Raw genomic sequence first — 14,568 nt, forward strand, 5'->3', positions numbered from 1 at the left:
GCTGGCCGACGACCCCTCGTTGAACGTGCGCCTGTCGCCCGATGCCCTCGGCCTGGAGCCCGATCAGGCGGTGCGTCAGCCGCAGCGCATCGTCGTCGACAGCCGCCTGCGTATACGGCCGTCGGCGCGGCTGCTGCGCCTACCTGGCACGACCTGGGTCGCCTGCGTCGAGGCCGATCCGGCGCGGCGTGCCGCGCTCGAGGCCGCCGGGGCCGAGATCCTGATCGCACCAGCGACCAGCGACGGCCAGGTCGACCTCGGTTGGCTGTGGGCCGAACTGGCCCGGCGCGAGGTCAATGAACTGCTGATCGAGTCCGGGCCGACGCTCGCCGGCGTCGCCCTTCGGGCCGGGCTGGTCGACGAGATCATCCTGTATCTCGCACCGCACCTGATGGGCGATGCCGCCCGTGGTCTGTTCCGGTTGCCCGGCCTCGCGCGCATGGCCGAGCGAATCCCGCTCGCCTTCACCGATATCCGCCAAGTCGGACCAGACCTGCGCCTGACGCTGCGCCCGCGGGCCTCGCGGTCGGGCCGTTCGTCACCGGTGACGGATCACGACGCCCAGTAGATCGGTTCAGCAACAACCGGCGCATGCGATCGGATCCGGGAGACGGGATTGCGCCCGTCACCGCTCCCGCACCACAGGACCTGCGGCTTTTCGCATCCAGCGGTCGTGAGCCCAGCGCGCTCATCACTCGTAGTCGGGTTAGCGCAGCGTAACCCGACATCTCGGCATCCGTAGGTCGGGTTAGCGCAGCGTAACCCGACATCGGCAGCCGAGTGGAGCGAGCGATACCGCTTGTCTTTAGAATCGTTCCCGAGGCGGTCGCGCGCTCGGGCGGCGAGCGCCCGAGTCGATCAGGCAAAATTACCGATCAGGAAGAGGGTCGCATAGACCGCGACGAGCGGGGCCATCAACACCAGAACCACATAGGTCAAGGTGCGCGTGTTGGGCCGCAGCAGGCCGGGGATCGCGAACAAGAGCGCGCCGAGCGTGACGCCCACGCCGGAGAAGAACAGCATCCGCACACATTCGGTCTGGCAGGTGCGGTCCTCGAAAGGTCCCGAGATCAGGTGCGCCCCGGTCATCACGGTCAAGACCCAGGCGGTAATCGTGAGCAGCAAACCAAGCAGCGGGAGCGCTATCACAGCCATCGACCTCCATCTTCCACAAGCCTGAAACCCGAGGGATCCCGGAACCCCGCCGAAGTGAACACGTTGAACAGCTGCATGTCAAATCGTCGTTTTAGGACACTCAATGCGCGGCAGGCGCCTATCGGCACCTGGTTCGGCGGCTCTCGACTCCGACGAACGCTCTGGAGCCGCCCGCGCATCGTGACGTCACGCGAATCCCGCGCCAGGACCGATCTGGCGACCGAGCATCCCGAAGTGCCGTCGGTCGATGTCCCCGGTCGTCCCGACTTCAACACCCGGATTCCGACGCACGAGTCGATCCAACGGCGATGAACCGGGCCGAGCGCATCTTCCGCCTGCATGCCCTGCTTCAGGCAGGGTCCCATTCGCTCGCTCGGTTGCAGGCCGAGCTCGAGGTGTCGCGGGCCACAACGGTGCGCGACCTAGGCTACATGAAGGACTTCATGGGCGCACCGATCCAGTATGACCGGGCCGCTAACGGCTACCGCTACCAGCCGGATGCGGCGCGTTTCGAACTCCCGGGGCTGTGGTTGAACGAGAGCGAGCTGTACGCCCTGCTCGCGAGTACCCACCTGTTCGAGTCGGTGCAACCTGGTTTGCTGACGCCTTACATCGGCCCCTTGCGCGGCCGTATCCGTACCCTGCTCGGTCAGAGCGGTCACAGCGCTGCGACGGTCGCCGAATGCATCCGCCTGCAGCCCTTTGCGCCCCGCCACACCCACCCCGAACGCTTCGGCATCTGCGCTGGTGCCGTGCTCGAAGGGCGTCGGCTGCGAATCCGGTATCACGGCCGCGAGCGCGACCGGCCCAGCGAGCGGGTCGTCCACCCGCAGCGGCTACTGCGTTATCGCGACAACTGGTACCTGGCCGCGCTCTGCGAGATGGCCGCCGCGCTGCGACTCTTCTCGCTCGATCGGATCCGCCACGCCAAGGCCCTCTCCGAGCCCGCTGAGCGCATCGACCCGCGCGAACTCGATCGAGCCCTCGGCGCGAGCTTCGGCATCTTCTCGGGCAGCGCGACCGACTGGGCCGTCCTGCGCTTCGGCCCCGAGGCATCGCGCTGGGTTGCCGACGAGGCCTGGCATCCGGATCAGATCGGCCAATGGGTCGACGATCGCTATCAGCTCCAGGTCCCGTACTCCGACCCTCGCGAACTCCTGATGGATATCCTCAAGTACGGACCAGAGGTCGAAGTGATCGCCCCGCCCGACCTGCGTGCCATCGTGGCCGAGCGGTTGGACTCGGCCGTCGCTCTGTACCGGCAAGCAGGGGAACCATCGGAATGACCGGCGCGCGCTGGCGGGTGCCTCGATCATCGAGGATCCCGCCAACGGCTGCCTCGCGCTGCCCAATGCGAGGCCCGTCACATCTCGTGCGCGGCAGGCTCACTCTGTGAGCCACTGCCTGTGGTAACGTCGATCGCGTTCGTCGATATCAGGCTGCCGATCCGAACGTGGAGCTCCACGCCCTCGAAACCTTTCGGACCACGAACACTCCGTGACCGCAGCACCAACCTGTGAACAGCCTCGACCAGTGAGTCACCATGTGTGGTAGAAGACGTCGCAGAATGGAGCAAGCAACGGCACTCTCTGTGCCAAGGAGACGCGATGAAGGACGATTGCTACTACGCACATAGCGCCAATCATGCCGGGATTTGGCATGCCCTTGGTGATCACTTGACATCGGTCGGTGAGCTGGCTCGAACCTTTGCCGGTTTTGCCCCTTGGCGGGAGGAGGCCCGTCTCGCTGGAGAGCAGCATGATCTCGGCAAGTATGCGCTTCGTTTCCAGGCACGTCTGCGGGGCCAGGATGCGGGTCTGGATCATTGGTCGATAGGCGCCTGGTTGGCACTGACCCAACATCAAGCCGTCGCCGCCGCGTTGGCGATTCAAGGTCATCACATCGGTCTCCAGCGTGCTGATCGGCGCTCTCTGTCGGGACTGGAACCGGGTCGACTGGCTAGTCAGCACCCACTCGGACTGGCGCTGTCTGAACTCGACCCGCTGCGGTTGCTGGAACGTGCGCACGGGGACGGCCTTGAGTTCCAAACGCCGCAGACTAAGGCCGTGCTGAGTTGGGCCAAGCCTATCGCCGCTATGCTCGACGTCCGGCTGCTCTTCTCTTGCCTGGTCGATGCCGACTTCCTCGACACCGAGGCGCACTTCGAGGGCGACGCTACCGGCAAGCGGTTTCGCCGAGCGGGTCCAAACCTGGACGCTGGAGCCGCCCTACGCGCGCTCGACCGCTACATGTACAGTGGCATCCGTTCCGGGCGCCCTATGCAATCGGCTGTGCGCGAGGCCCGCGAGACCTTGTGGCAGGCATGCACTGAGGCCGCGCTGGCGCCAACAGGTTGCTTCACACTCACCGCGCCAACCGGCTCTGGCAAGACCCTCGCCATGCTCAAGCTGGCTCTGGAGCACGCGCGCAGCCATGGGCTCAAGCGCATTGTCCTGGCTGTGCCCTTCCTCACCATCATCGAGCAGTCGGCCCAAATCTATCGCGCCGTCTTCGCGGATTTCCCGGAGCACTTCGTCCTGGAGCATCACAGCCTGGCCGGTCTCGGTGCCGAAACGGCGCAGGGCGACGCCCAGCCGCCCCACGAGCGTGAGCGTCGCCTGCTCGCCGAGAACTGGGACGCACCCATCGTCATCACCACCAACGTGCAATTGCTCGAATCGCTCTTCTCCAATCGCCCGTCCGCTTGCCGCAAATTGCACAACCTGATGGAGTCGATCATCCTCTTCGACGAAGCGCAAAGCCTGCCCGCGCAACTGGCAGTGCCCACCCTGGCAGCCCTGTCGCATCTGGCGGCGGCCTACCGCTCCAGCGTCGTCTTCGCCACCGCGACTCAGCCCGCCTTCGATTCGCTGCACGAGGCGGTCAGCCAGTACGCCGCACACGGTTGGCAACCCGTCGAGGCGGTGCCGAATCATCGGGACCTGTTCACTGCCCTGAAGCGGGTCGATGTGATTTGGCCCGAGCCTGGCGGGAAGCGCACCTGGGACGATCTCGCGGAAGAGATCGAGGGCATCCCGCAAGCGCTAGTCGTCGTCAACCTCAAACGCCACGCCCTCGCGCTATCGGATGCCCTGCGCAATACGCCGGATGTCGTTCATCTCTCGACCAATCTCTGTCCTCTTCATCGTCGCGCCGTGCTGAGTCATGTCCGCGATCGGCTGGCGCGAGGGGAGCCCTGCCGCCTCATCTCCACCCAATGCGTCGAGGCCGGCGTCGACCTGGATTTCCCCCGCGTCTACCGCGCTTTCGCACCGCTGGAGGCGATCGCTCAGGCGGCGGGACGGTGTAACCGAGAGGGACGGCTGAGCGAGTCCGGCAAGGTCGAGGTGTTCGACGTCGAGGAGCCAGGCGATTGGCGTCGCCGCTTTCCGACCCACGCCTATTTCCAGGCGGCCGAGGTCACGCGCCGCATCCTTCTGGACCAGGGTGCGATCGACATCAATGATCCGGCCGCGTTCCGTAGCTACTATCGGCAGCTTCATGACCTGAGCCTGCCGGCCAATCAGAACCCAGTCTTCGATGAGGCGATCAAAGCACGTGACTTCCCGGAAATCGCCCGCCTTTACCGCCTCATCGACCAGGATGCTATCCAGGTTCTTGTTCCTTGGAGCGAACGGCTGGACGATTTCGAGATATTACGCGCCGAAGCCGAGGGGGACGGCATCGGCGGTGCCTGGATGCGCCGAGCCCAGGGTCTCGCCGTCAGTCTCTACAGACCCCGGGCGGATCACCCTGCCTGGGGTGTTCTGATCCCTGCCAAGCTTCGCCGCACAGGCAAGGCGGATCACCAACAGGATGAGTGGTTCATCCTCGAAGATTCACGCGGCGATCATTACGACGAGACGCTGGGACTGATCCTGCCACAGGCGGAACAGGTACTCATAGGCTGAGGGCGCTTTTCGATGGCGCCAGTGAACTGACGACCTTTCGCGGCCGCCTACCCGCACCAGAATCATCGATCGACAGGAGGAACCATGCCGAACGGCACGCACACACTGGAAGTCTGGGGCGACCTGGCCTGCTTCACCCGCCCGGAGATGAAGGTCGAGCGCTTCTCTTATCCCGTCATTACCCCATCTGCCGCGCGGGGCATCTTCGATGCCATCTACTGGGACGCGCGCCGCGAGGGCAACCAAGTGCGCCCCTACTTCCACTGGCAGATCGTGCGCATCGAGGTACTCGAGCCGCCACGCTACATCGGCTTACGGCGCAACGAGGTGAAGGATGTCGCGTCGGCTAGACGGATCCGAGATTATTTGGCAGGCAAACCCGGCTCCGATCCGCGAATATGGGCTGATGCCGGCGAGGATTTTTTCCTCAAACCTGGCGCCAAGAACGGCGATGCTACTAGGGGGCGCACCCAACGACAGACCATGGCGCTGAAACAAGTTCGCTATCGCCTCACCGCCCGGATCGTCCCCAAGTCCGCGTTCACCGCAGACGAGAGTTCCATGAATAGACAGTTCCAGCGTCGTGCACGCGCCGGCAAGTGCTTCCAGCAGCCCTATTTCGGCTGCCGCGAATTCCCCGCCTTCTTCGAATACGTGGAAGACCCGGAAACGATAACGCTCAAACCGATCGCTATCGACCGGCACCTGGGACTTATGCTCTATGACGTTTTCGACCTCGCTCGGGAGATCGTGAAGGATGACGAAAGACCTTTCATCAGTTTGTTCGACGCCACCCTACGGGGTGGCGTCATGGATGTTCCTCCCTTCGAAGATCCCTCCGTCAAGAAGCCCGGGGGTGTCTGAGCATGCTCAAGGAACTGGCTGACTATGCAGATGCTCACCTAACCAATCCCGAGCCCGGGTTCACATCCCGTCAGATCCGATGGTGTGCTGAACTGGCCGCCGATGGGCGCTTCCTGAACGTCCTGCCACTTGGCGATGGGAAACGGGGTCTGGAGTTTGGCCGCTGTCCCGATATGCACAGCATGAACGCTGGAGGACGGGCTCATTTCTTGATAGAGACCTGCCAGTACATTGCTTTGCTGGTCAAAGGCGGTGCAACCCCCGACGACAGAACACGGAAACGCCATGATTTTTACGTCCGCCTTCTCCGCCAGGCCGGTGAAGTCTTGCCGCTGTTAGCGCCGATTGCTGACCTTATGGCAGATCCTCACCGGATTGCCGATGTCCGCGCAGCCCTAATCGAGCACAAAGCTAAGCCAATAGACTGGATGACTTGGCGTATTGCTGGCCAGCATCCACACGAGTCCCAGGAAATACAGCGTTGGTGGATCGACTGGCGTAATGCCGACCAAGTAGGCGGCGTTTCCCCCGAGCCCGAATTGACTCCGCCCCATGAGGCGCCGTCCAAGGGCACAATGGTGTGTTTTTTGACTGGCAAGCCTATCGTCCCTCTCCAGGCGCATCCCAAAATCATTGGTTTGCCTGGACCCGATGGGAAGCCCAACTCCTTCGGCGATGCGATGGCAGGCTTCGACAAACCCGCCTTCGTTTCTTTTGGATTGGACAAGTCCGCAAATGCTGCGATGGGGAGAAAGGACGTCCAGCGGTATGTCGATGGACTCAACGACCTTATCCGCAATCACAGCCTCAAGTTGGCGAATGCCGTAGTTGCCCATTGGTACAAAGACAGTATCCTGCTCGAAGACGATCCGCTCGCTTTCCTGATGGGCATGGAGAGCGAACAGCAGACTGAAGCCGCCGCCCTTGCGGCAGTCCGCCGCTTGCTGGATTCCATCCGTTCTGGTGAGCGTGCGGACTTGGGTGAAAACCGCTTTTACGCCGTAACCCTGTCTGGTGCTTCAGGTCGGGTCATGGTGCGCGACTGGATGGATGGCCGCTTTGAAGAACTGGCGGGGCACATCACAGCATGGTTCTCAGATGTTGCCATCATCGCTCAGGACGGACTTCGAGAGGCTCGAGCACCGAAGTTTTTCGAGGTCGAGTTGGCGCTAGTGCGAAATGATCGTTCTAAGTCGATCTCCAAGAATCTTGAAAAATTATCTGGCTCTATGGCGACAACGCTCTGGCGCGTAGCGGCTCAGGGGCTTCCGGTGCCCCAACCTCTGATGGCTCTGGCGCTCGCGCAATTCCGAGCCGAGCGGTTCGCGCCAGACGACCGGAAGCGCGAGGTATTCAATCATGCTCGAATGGGTTTGCTGCGGGCCTATTTTGTGAGACGCACATCAGGAGGTGACGCCACCGTGACCGCTTATCTCAACCCTGACCATCCGGCGCCTGCCTATCACTGCGGGCGACTGCTTGCCGTATTCGCCAATCTACAACGGGCCGCGCTCGGTGATGTCGGTGCCGGCGTCGTCCAACGCTATTACGCAGCAGCCAGTCAGACGCCCGGTTTGATCCTTGGTCGGCTAGCCGCCAATGCTCGCAATCACTTGGGTAAGCTCGAACCGGGGTTGGCGTGGTGGTATGAGGAACGCGTCGCCGAGGTCATGAGTCGTCTGGGCGATGCCGCCCCGCGTATCCTCGATCTTGAAGGCCAGGGTCTTTTCGCCCTGGGCTACTACCAGCAGCTCGCTGCCTTGCGGGCTGGACGCAAGACTGAGTGCAACGACGTCACATCCGCTGCGGACACCGCACCATCTCAAGGAGACTGAGCCATGACCCCGATCCAGAATCGCTATGAATTCCTTTACCTCTTCGACTGCGAGAACGGAAATCCCAACGGTGATCCGGATGCCGGCAACAGCCCCCGCCTTGACCCCGAGGACATGCATGGCCTCGTCTCGGATGTCGCCATCAAACGGCGGGTGCGCAATTATATTCAGACTGCGTTCGGCAACGCTGCGCCCAATGCCGTCTTCGTCGAGCATGCGACAAATCTGAATACAAAGATTGCACTCGGGCACGAGCAAACCGGCGGTATGCCGCCTTTTGATGCACAGGCGAAAAAGTGGAAAACAACCAAAGGAAAGGCGAATGATGCACGGGACTGGATGTGCAAGACCTTTTTCGATGTTCGCACCTTCGGTGCTGTGATGTCGACCGGCCCCAACGCGGGGCAGGTTCGGGGACCGGTACAGATCGCCTTCTCGCGCTCGGTTGATCCAATCCTGCCAATCGACGCATCGATTACACGAATGGCTGTCGCGGACAACGACATCAAGGGTGCGAGTATCGGATCCGCGGATTTTCGCGCCTGGGAGGATCGTCAGCCTGAAGATGAATTACGCACCATGGGCCGCAAGGCATTGATCCCCTACGGTCTCTATGCCTGTAAGGGTTTCATCTCCGCCCATCTGGCCCAGGGCACCGGCTTCTCAGAGGAAGACCTTGCCCATCTCTGGGACGCTTTGCTCGGCATGTGGGACCACGATCGCTCGGCCTCCAAGGGTGTCATGGCCTGCCGCGGTCTTTATGTCTTCAAGCATGTCGGGACCGATAGTGATGCCAACCAAAGGGTGCGGCAAGCCATGCTCGGCTGCGCACCGGCTCACCGGATGCTGGACTTTTCCCAGCCAAGCCGTCTGCAGCCGGGTGCAATCATCGAGATCAGCCATCGGGCAGGCTTGCAAGGCTCACCGCGGACCTTCGCGGATTACGTGGTCAAGGTGCATCCGGAGCGTGTGCCTGCCGGAGTGGAGTTGTTGGCCGAGGGGAGGACCGCCGCGGCAACCCCGGCTTGAGGGCGCGACAATTCCCAGGCGTCAGGAGATCCGCACTTCGATCTTGCGTCCCAGAACACGCGCGGCCGCTTCGATCTGATCGAAGCGCGAGGCGTGCTTGAGATCGAACAGCCGATCCACCTGCGGCAGGTGCCAGCCCAGGCGTCGTGCCAGCTCGGCCTTGCGGATGCCCTGCTCGGTCATGGCCTGGTAGACACCAAGCTTGGCGCATTCCAGGGCCGAGGGGCACACCGTCGGACGGCCGTCCGCGGCCGAGGGGGAGGGCAGCGGACGGCGCGCCTCGACATAGAGCGAGAGTGCGGTTTCCAGCGCGTCGACGGCGCAGAGAAGTGCTTCGTCTTCGTCCTCGCCTTGCGTGATGGCCTCGGGAACGTCGGCGAAAGTCACGACAAAGCCGCCCTCGGGCTGGGCTTCGAGAATGACGGGGTAATCGAACATGGCTCAGTTTCCTTTCAATCCGAGTTGCTTCTTGATGGCTTCGACCGTGCCGGTCTTGAGCTCGGCGTGGTGCATCGGCATCACGGACTGGCGACCGTTCAGGAAGACCTTCAGGTGCGATCCTTTCCCGGCCTGAAAGGTCGCGCCCTGTTTGGCCAGCCAGCGTTTGAATTCATTCGAGTTCATGGGCAAAGATCTAAACACTTCTGTTGTGTTTGTCAATCGCCACGTCCCATCCAGCGAGGACGCCGTGACCGTCGAGCCCGTCAATGTCTCCGCGCTGAACCAGTACGCCTACTGCCCCCGGCGATGCGGCTTGATCTATCTGGAAGGCGAGTTCGACCAGAACATCCACACCGCACGGGGGAACGCGGAGCACGAGCGCGTGGACCGGGCCGCGCATGTGGCGGGTAAGGACGGCGCGCGTGTGGACTATGCCTTGCCCGTCTGGAGTGACACCCTTGGACTCATCGGCAAGTGCGATGTCGTCGAGCACTGGCCGGACGGCAGTGTGTATCCCGTCGAATACAAACACGGGCTGAGACGCAAGTGGCTCAATGACGATCTGCAACTGACTGCCCAAGCCATCTGCTTGGAAGAGATGTTCGGCCAACCAGTGCCGGCGGGGGCCATCTATCACGCCGCCAGCCGCCGGCGCCGCGAGGTGGTCTTCACACCTGAGCTGCGGACTCTGGTGGCGCAGACGCTCGAATCCATCCGCACCATGCTGGTGTCAGGAAGGCTGCCCTCGCCGGTGAGCGATCAGCGGTGCCGCGAGTGCTCGCTCAAGGATCTCTGCCAGCCGGCTGCGATCGACGCGCGAGCGCTTCAGCGCCGGCTGCGCGAGGACTTGTTCGATCCGCTTGACCCCACGGATTAGCCGCCCATGCAAAACGTCCAGAACACGCTCTATGTCATGACGCCGAACGCCTACGCGCATCTGGATAACACTACTGTTCGCATCGAGGTGGAACGCGAGACCAAGCTGCGGGTGCCGCTGCACCACCTATCGGCCCTGGTCTGCTTCGGTAATGTCCTGGTCTCGCCGGCACTCATGCACCGGCTGGCGGACGAGGGCAAGTCGTTGGTGCTGCTGGACAGATCCGGCCGTTTCAAGGCCCGTTTAGAGGGGCCGGTTTCCGGCAACATCTTGTTGCGGCAGGCACAGTTCAAGGCGGCAGGCGACAGGGCCGCCACCCTCGAGACCGCCCGCGCCCTGGTCGCCGGCAAGCTGCGCAACAGTCGCTCCGTCCTCCTGCGGGGTGCGCGAGAGACAACGGACGCTGACGAGTCCGCAAGCTTGAGCCGTGCCGCGGAAGCCCTGGCGGCCTCTCTGCGTGCGGCACGGGACGCGGCCGATCTGGAGGTCCTTCGCGGCGTTGAGGGCGAGGCGGCGCGCGGCTACTTCGCCGCGCTCAATCTCATCGTCAAACCCCAGGTACGCGATTGTTTCGCTCTTGACGGTCGCACCCGACGGCCCCCGCGAGACCGTTTCAACGCGCTGATCTCGTTTCTCTATTCGATGCTGATGAATGATTGCCGGTCCGCAGCTGAATCTGTCGGGCTCGATCCTCAGCTCGGCTTTCTCCATGCCGTGCGTCCCGGCCGCGCCGCGCTGGCTCTCGATCTTCAAGAGGAGTTCCGCTCCGTGTTGGCCGACCGACTGGCCCTGACGCTCATCAATCGCGGTCAGCTCAGTGCCCGCGATTTCGACGAACGCGAAGGCGGCGCCGTGATGCTCAACGATCGAGGGCGGCGAGCGGTCGTCGCCGCCTGGCAAGAACGCAAGCAGGAGACCGTGACTCACGCCCTGCTGGACACCAAAGTACCTTTGGGGTTGCTGCCGTTCATCCAGGCTCGCATCCTCGCCCGGACGCTCCGTGGCGATATGGACTGCTACCTTCCCTACCTTGCAAAATAAACGAGGGTTTCACCATGCTGATCATCGCGACGTACGATGTCTCGACCGAAAGCTCGGCTGGCCGCCGCCGGCTGCGCCGCGTGGCCAAGGTCTGCGAGCGTGTTGGTCAACGGGTTCAGAAATCCGTTTTCGAGTGCCAGGTCAACCAGATGCAGTATGAAGAGCTCGAACGAGCCTTGCTGGCAGAGATCGATTTGCAGCAAGACAATCTTCGTTTCTATCGCCTCACCGAACCACATGATCTCAGGGTCAAGCAATATGGCACTTTTCGTTCCATTGACTTTGAAGGCCCCCTCGTTGTCTGAAGCGCGAACCTTAAGCGATGGCTGAAGCCGGTGAGGTTCGCGCATCATTTAAGTCCCTGTTGTCCATAGTCTTGTGCGCGGGGTTTCACCCGCCAACCCTTCGGCTAGTTGCCCCTTTAGACCGGATCGCGCAATCTGGCCACTCTCCGCCACGAAATCAAACGATTGCCATGGCGGAGCATCACCCGGCCGAATGGCCGGGTGCGGATTGAAACCCGCTCCTCCCGCATTGCCCATCATCCAGCCAGCGCATCACCCGGCCGAATGGCCGGGTGCGGATTGAAACCCATCGCACCTCGGCCGCGCACAGCTCGCCGGTCAGCATCACCCGGCCGAATGGCCGGGTGCGGATTGAAACGCCTTCACCGGCGCGGTCCGGGTCGTAAACCCAGGCATCACCCGGCCGAATGGCCGGGTGCGGATTGAAACCAGCGGGCGGATGTGGGGGAAGCTCGGCGACTGGGCATCACCCGGCCGAATGGCCGGGTGCGGATTGAAACCGCATCGAGACCACGTACGGCCAAGTCGGCTATCGCATCACCCGGCCGAATGGCCGGGTGCGGATTGAAACCACCATTTCCCAAGGGTCCGCCGATAGGACTATCGCATCACCCGGCCGAATGGCCGGGTGCGGATTGAAACATTGGCGCAGGGATGCGCTTCTCCCCACAATCGTCGCATCACCCGGCCGAATGGCCGGGTGCGGATTGAAACGTGCTGCTGGCGTTCCTGGTGATCTTCACCATTCGCATCACCCGGCCGAATGGCCGGGTGCGGATTGAAACGATGTGGAATTGGAATTACCGGATCTGGACGATATCGCATCACCCGGCCGAATGGCCGGGTGCGGATTGAAACCCGTGTGCGCCGCGAAGGTCGCCGAGCGTAGACGCGCATCACCCGGCCGAATGGCCGGGTGCGGATTGAAACAGCCCGTGATGCGCCGACCATACGACGCCCCCTTGCATCACCCGGCCGAATGGCCGGGTGCGGATTGAAACATGCGCCACCTGATCTACACGTACGTCGACGCCGTGCATCACCCGGCCGAATGGCCGGGTGCGGATTGAAACTCGCGCCTCGAGGCCGCCCTCGGCGACTCGGCGCGGGCATCACCCGGCCGAATGGCCGGGTGCGGATTGAAACCGCGATGCCAACGCGCGCGATGTGTTCGGCGAGCGCATCACCCGGCCGAATGGCCGGGTGCGGATTGAAACGAACGTCTGGCGTTGGAAAAAGCGGAGATGAGCTGCATCACCCGGCCGAATGGCCGGGTGCGGATTGAAACATCCTGGCCCAAACGCATACAGAGGAAGCCTGGTGCATCACCCGGCCGAATGGCCGGGTGCGGATTGAAACACTCAGATCCAGCCGCACGATCCAGCGCTGGAAATGCATCACCCGGCCGAATGCCCGGGTGCGGATTGAAACCTATCGCCGGTTTCGACCGCCTCATCAAGAAAATGTGGAATTACGATCACACTTTACCAAATACACCAATTATGTCGGTCGATGGCCATTGACATTAAGCTTACGAGTTAAACCGGGACACACTATGTTAGAGTCGTCCAACACGGTGCTCCAGCCGAAGCCGGTTTCGCTCTCGCTCAACCGCCTCGGCTGAGCGTGGCGATGGGCAAATAATGGCGATTGACAGGATGTAGCCGCGGGGCTACGCTTGGTGGCACAATGGAGGTTCGCAAAACGGAAGTCTATGTCAAGTGGCTCGATGGGTTGCGCGATATTCGTGCTCGTGCCCGAGTTTTGGCGAGAGTCGAGCGCACGCTTGGCAGAAGGGAATCCTGGAGACGCCGAGCCAGTAGGTGAAGGGGTCTCTGAGTTGCGTATCGACGATGGCCCCGGTTAACGGGTGTACTACAAACAGCAAGGGCGTGAGTTGGTGATCTTGTTGGCTGGCGGTGACAAAAGCAGCCAGTCAAGAGATATTAAGGCCGCGCTACGTCTCGCCCGCAATCTGTAGGATTACCCATGAAAAAGACAGTTACGACCCGCTACGATGTTGCTGAGCATCTCCGTACGCCTGAAGAAATGGCAGCATATCTGGAAGCCTGCATGGAAGAGGCAGAAGGTGACGCAGCTTTTATTGCGAAGGCCCTTGGTGATATTGCCCGTGCAAGAGGCATGTCGCAGGTGGCACGTGATGCTGGTGTGTCACGTGAAAGCCTATACAAGGCGCTTTCGGGCGAACGGACTCCGGGGTTTGACACAATCCTTAAGGTCATGACAGCACTAGGTCTGAAGCTGCATGCGGAAGCTGTGCATATTCCAAATCACGCCGAACAAGGCGCTCCAACCGACGCTCGTACCTCGCGCGGTTGAGCGTTGGCGTTATGTGATTGACGCGCGTAACGTATCAGGTTACGCTGGTGCCCATGATTCGGAGCTTCAAGCATAAGGGCCTAAAGCGCTTCTTTGAAACCGGAAAGACTTCGGGAATCCAGGCTCAGCACGCGAAGAGGCTCCGTCTTATACTCGGCCGCCTGCATGCTGCCCGCCAGCCGAAGGATATGAACCTTCCAGGACTTCAGCTTCACGAGTTGAAAGGAAATCGATCCGGAACTTGGGCAGTTGATGTTAGTGGAAATTGGCGACTTACCTTTCGGTTTGAGGGGGAGGACGCCGAGGTCGTGGACTATGAAGATTATCATTGAGGTGCCCTATGCTCATGCACAATCCGCCACATCCGGGTGAAGTCATTCGTGAGCTTTGCCTCGAGCCACTAGATCTATCAGTCACTGAGGCTGCGAAGGCCCTGGGTGTCAGCCGAAAGACGTTGAGCGCCATCCTCAACGGACGAGCTGGAATTAGTCCCGAAATGGCTGTTCGCTTGTCGATTGCTTTCGATACATCGTCAGAGAGTTGGCTAAATCAACAAACCCAGTATGATCTTTGGAATGCTGAGCAGCACCGTAAAGAGCTGCAGGTGAAGCGTCTTGTTGCGGCCTAGCCAACGGCTATCAAATAACAACCGGTTCAACTCGAATTACGGCGACAGTTTACGAGATTCACCAATTACGGGCGCGGTGGACGCCACTCGATAGGGAGGGATAGTGTAAATCCGGCGAGATGACAGCCGTACCACGACACTA

The 14,568-nt window shown here is 61.7% G+C and carries 15 protein-coding genes and 1 CRISPR repeat array; of the genes, 12 read left to right on the top strand and 3 right to left on the bottom strand.

The features are described from left to right. Positions 1-568 (top strand): RibD family protein (locus ABC977_RS17365; RefSeq protein WP_369668540.1); only part of this gene is annotated, 568 nt, incomplete at its 5' end. A 290-nt stretch (positions 569-858) separates the two neighbouring features. On the opposite strand, the gene ABC977_RS17370 is transcribed toward ABC977_RS17365, so the two are convergent. Next, entirely contained in the window at positions 859-1,155 is a 297-nt protein-coding gene (locus ABC977_RS17370; protein WP_369668541.1) for a hypothetical protein, read from the bottom strand. A gap of 308 nt (positions 1,156-1,463) precedes the next feature. Here ABC977_RS17370 and ABC977_RS17375 point away from each other — a divergent pair, with 308 nt between their 5' ends. From ABC977_RS17375 to cas7c, 5 genes are all read left to right on the top strand, one after another. Next, positions 1,464-2,441, top strand: coding sequence for a helix-turn-helix transcriptional regulator (locus ABC977_RS17375; RefSeq protein WP_369668542.1), 978 nt, complete (start codon positions 1,464-1,466; stop codon positions 2,439-2,441). Positions 2,442-2,762: 321 nt separating this feature from the next. Beyond that, positions 2,763-5,066 (top strand): CRISPR-associated endonuclease Cas3'', encoded by a 2,304-nt coding sequence (locus ABC977_RS17380; protein ID WP_369668543.1) that lies wholly within the window; start codon positions 2,763-2,765, stop codon positions 5,064-5,066. Between the two features lie 84 nt (positions 5,067-5,150). After that, a complete protein-coding gene (gene cas5c / locus ABC977_RS17385) occupies positions 5,151-5,930 on the top strand; it encodes a type I-C CRISPR-associated protein Cas5c (protein WP_369668544.1) in 780 nt (259 codons plus the stop codon). A 2-nt stretch (positions 5,931-5,932) separates the two neighbouring features. After that, the gene (gene cas8c / locus ABC977_RS17390) at positions 5,933-7,765 is read left to right on the top strand and encodes a type I-C CRISPR-associated protein Cas8c/Csd1 (protein ID WP_369668545.1); all 1,833 of its coding nucleotides are present in this window, start codon (positions 5,933-5,935) and stop codon (positions 7,763-7,765) included. Positions 7,766-7,768: 3 nt separating this feature from the next. After that, the gene (cas7c, locus tag ABC977_RS17395; protein ID WP_369668546.1) at positions 7,769-8,794 is read left to right on the top strand and encodes a type I-C CRISPR-associated protein Cas7/Csd2; all 1,026 of its coding nucleotides are present in this window, start codon (positions 7,769-7,771) and stop codon (positions 8,792-8,794) included. 21 nt (positions 8,795-8,815) lie between these two features. Here cas7c and ABC977_RS17400 read toward each other — a convergent pair whose 3' ends face one another. Together ABC977_RS17400 and ABC977_RS17405 are read right to left on the bottom strand one after the other, a co-directional pair. Then, entirely contained in the window at positions 8,816-9,232 is a 417-nt protein-coding gene (locus ABC977_RS17400; RefSeq protein WP_369668547.1) for a type II toxin-antitoxin system HicB family antitoxin, read from the bottom strand. A 3-nt stretch (positions 9,233-9,235) separates the two neighbouring features. Then, positions 9,236-9,418 carry a type II toxin-antitoxin system HicA family toxin gene (locus ABC977_RS17405; protein WP_369668548.1) on the bottom strand — a complete coding sequence of 61 codons (183 nt, stop codon included), beginning with the start codon at positions 9,416-9,418 and terminating at the stop codon, positions 9,236-9,238. On the opposite strand from ABC977_RS17405, the gene cas4 reads away from it, so the two are divergent. The 6 genes from cas4 (at position 9,417) to ABC977_RS17440 (ending at position 14,426) form a co-directional block, all read left to right on the top strand. Beyond that, a complete protein-coding gene (cas4, locus tag ABC977_RS17410) occupies positions 9,417-10,112 on the top strand; it encodes a CRISPR-associated protein Cas4 (RefSeq protein ID WP_369668549.1) in 696 nt (231 codons plus the stop codon). The two genes, ABC977_RS17405 and cas4, sit on opposite strands and share 2 nt — an antisense overlap. 6 nt (positions 10,113-10,118) lie before the next feature. After that, the gene (gene cas1c / locus ABC977_RS17415) at positions 10,119-11,153 is read left to right on the top strand and encodes a type I-C CRISPR-associated endonuclease Cas1c (RefSeq protein ID WP_369668550.1); all 1,035 of its coding nucleotides are present in this window, start codon (positions 10,119-10,121) and stop codon (positions 11,151-11,153) included. Between the two features lie 14 nt (positions 11,154-11,167). After that, a complete protein-coding gene (gene cas2 / locus ABC977_RS17420) occupies positions 11,168-11,458 on the top strand; it encodes a CRISPR-associated endonuclease Cas2 (RefSeq protein ID WP_369668551.1) in 291 nt (96 codons plus the stop codon). A gap of 178 nt (positions 11,459-11,636) precedes the next feature. Next, positions 11,637-12,889: a CRISPR direct-repeat array (repeat unit 37 nt; unit sequence GCATCACCCGGCCGAATGGCCGGGTGCGGATTGAAAC). Positions 12,890-13,447: 558 nt separating this feature from the next. Further along, positions 13,448-13,798, top strand: a complete 351-nt coding sequence (locus ABC977_RS17430) for an addiction module antidote protein (protein WP_369668552.1) — start codon at positions 13,448-13,450, stop codon at positions 13,796-13,798. Positions 13,799-13,851: 53 nt separating this feature from the next. Further along, on the top strand, positions 13,852-14,130 hold the full coding sequence (locus ABC977_RS17435; protein ID WP_369668553.1) for a type II toxin-antitoxin system RelE/ParE family toxin: 279 nt from the start codon (positions 13,852-13,854) through the stop codon (positions 14,128-14,130). Positions 14,131-14,138: 8 nt separating this feature from the next. Then, a complete protein-coding gene (locus tag ABC977_RS17440; RefSeq protein WP_369668554.1) occupies positions 14,139-14,426 on the top strand; it encodes a HigA family addiction module antitoxin in 288 nt (95 codons plus the stop codon). Positions 14,427-14,568 lie beyond the last annotated feature (142 nt).

Origin of the sequence: Thioalkalicoccus limnaeus, assembly GCF_041197575.1 — a bacterium.
Classification (GTDB): Bacteria; Pseudomonadota; Gammaproteobacteria; order Chromatiales; family Chromatiaceae; genus Thioalkalicoccus; species Thioalkalicoccus limnaeus.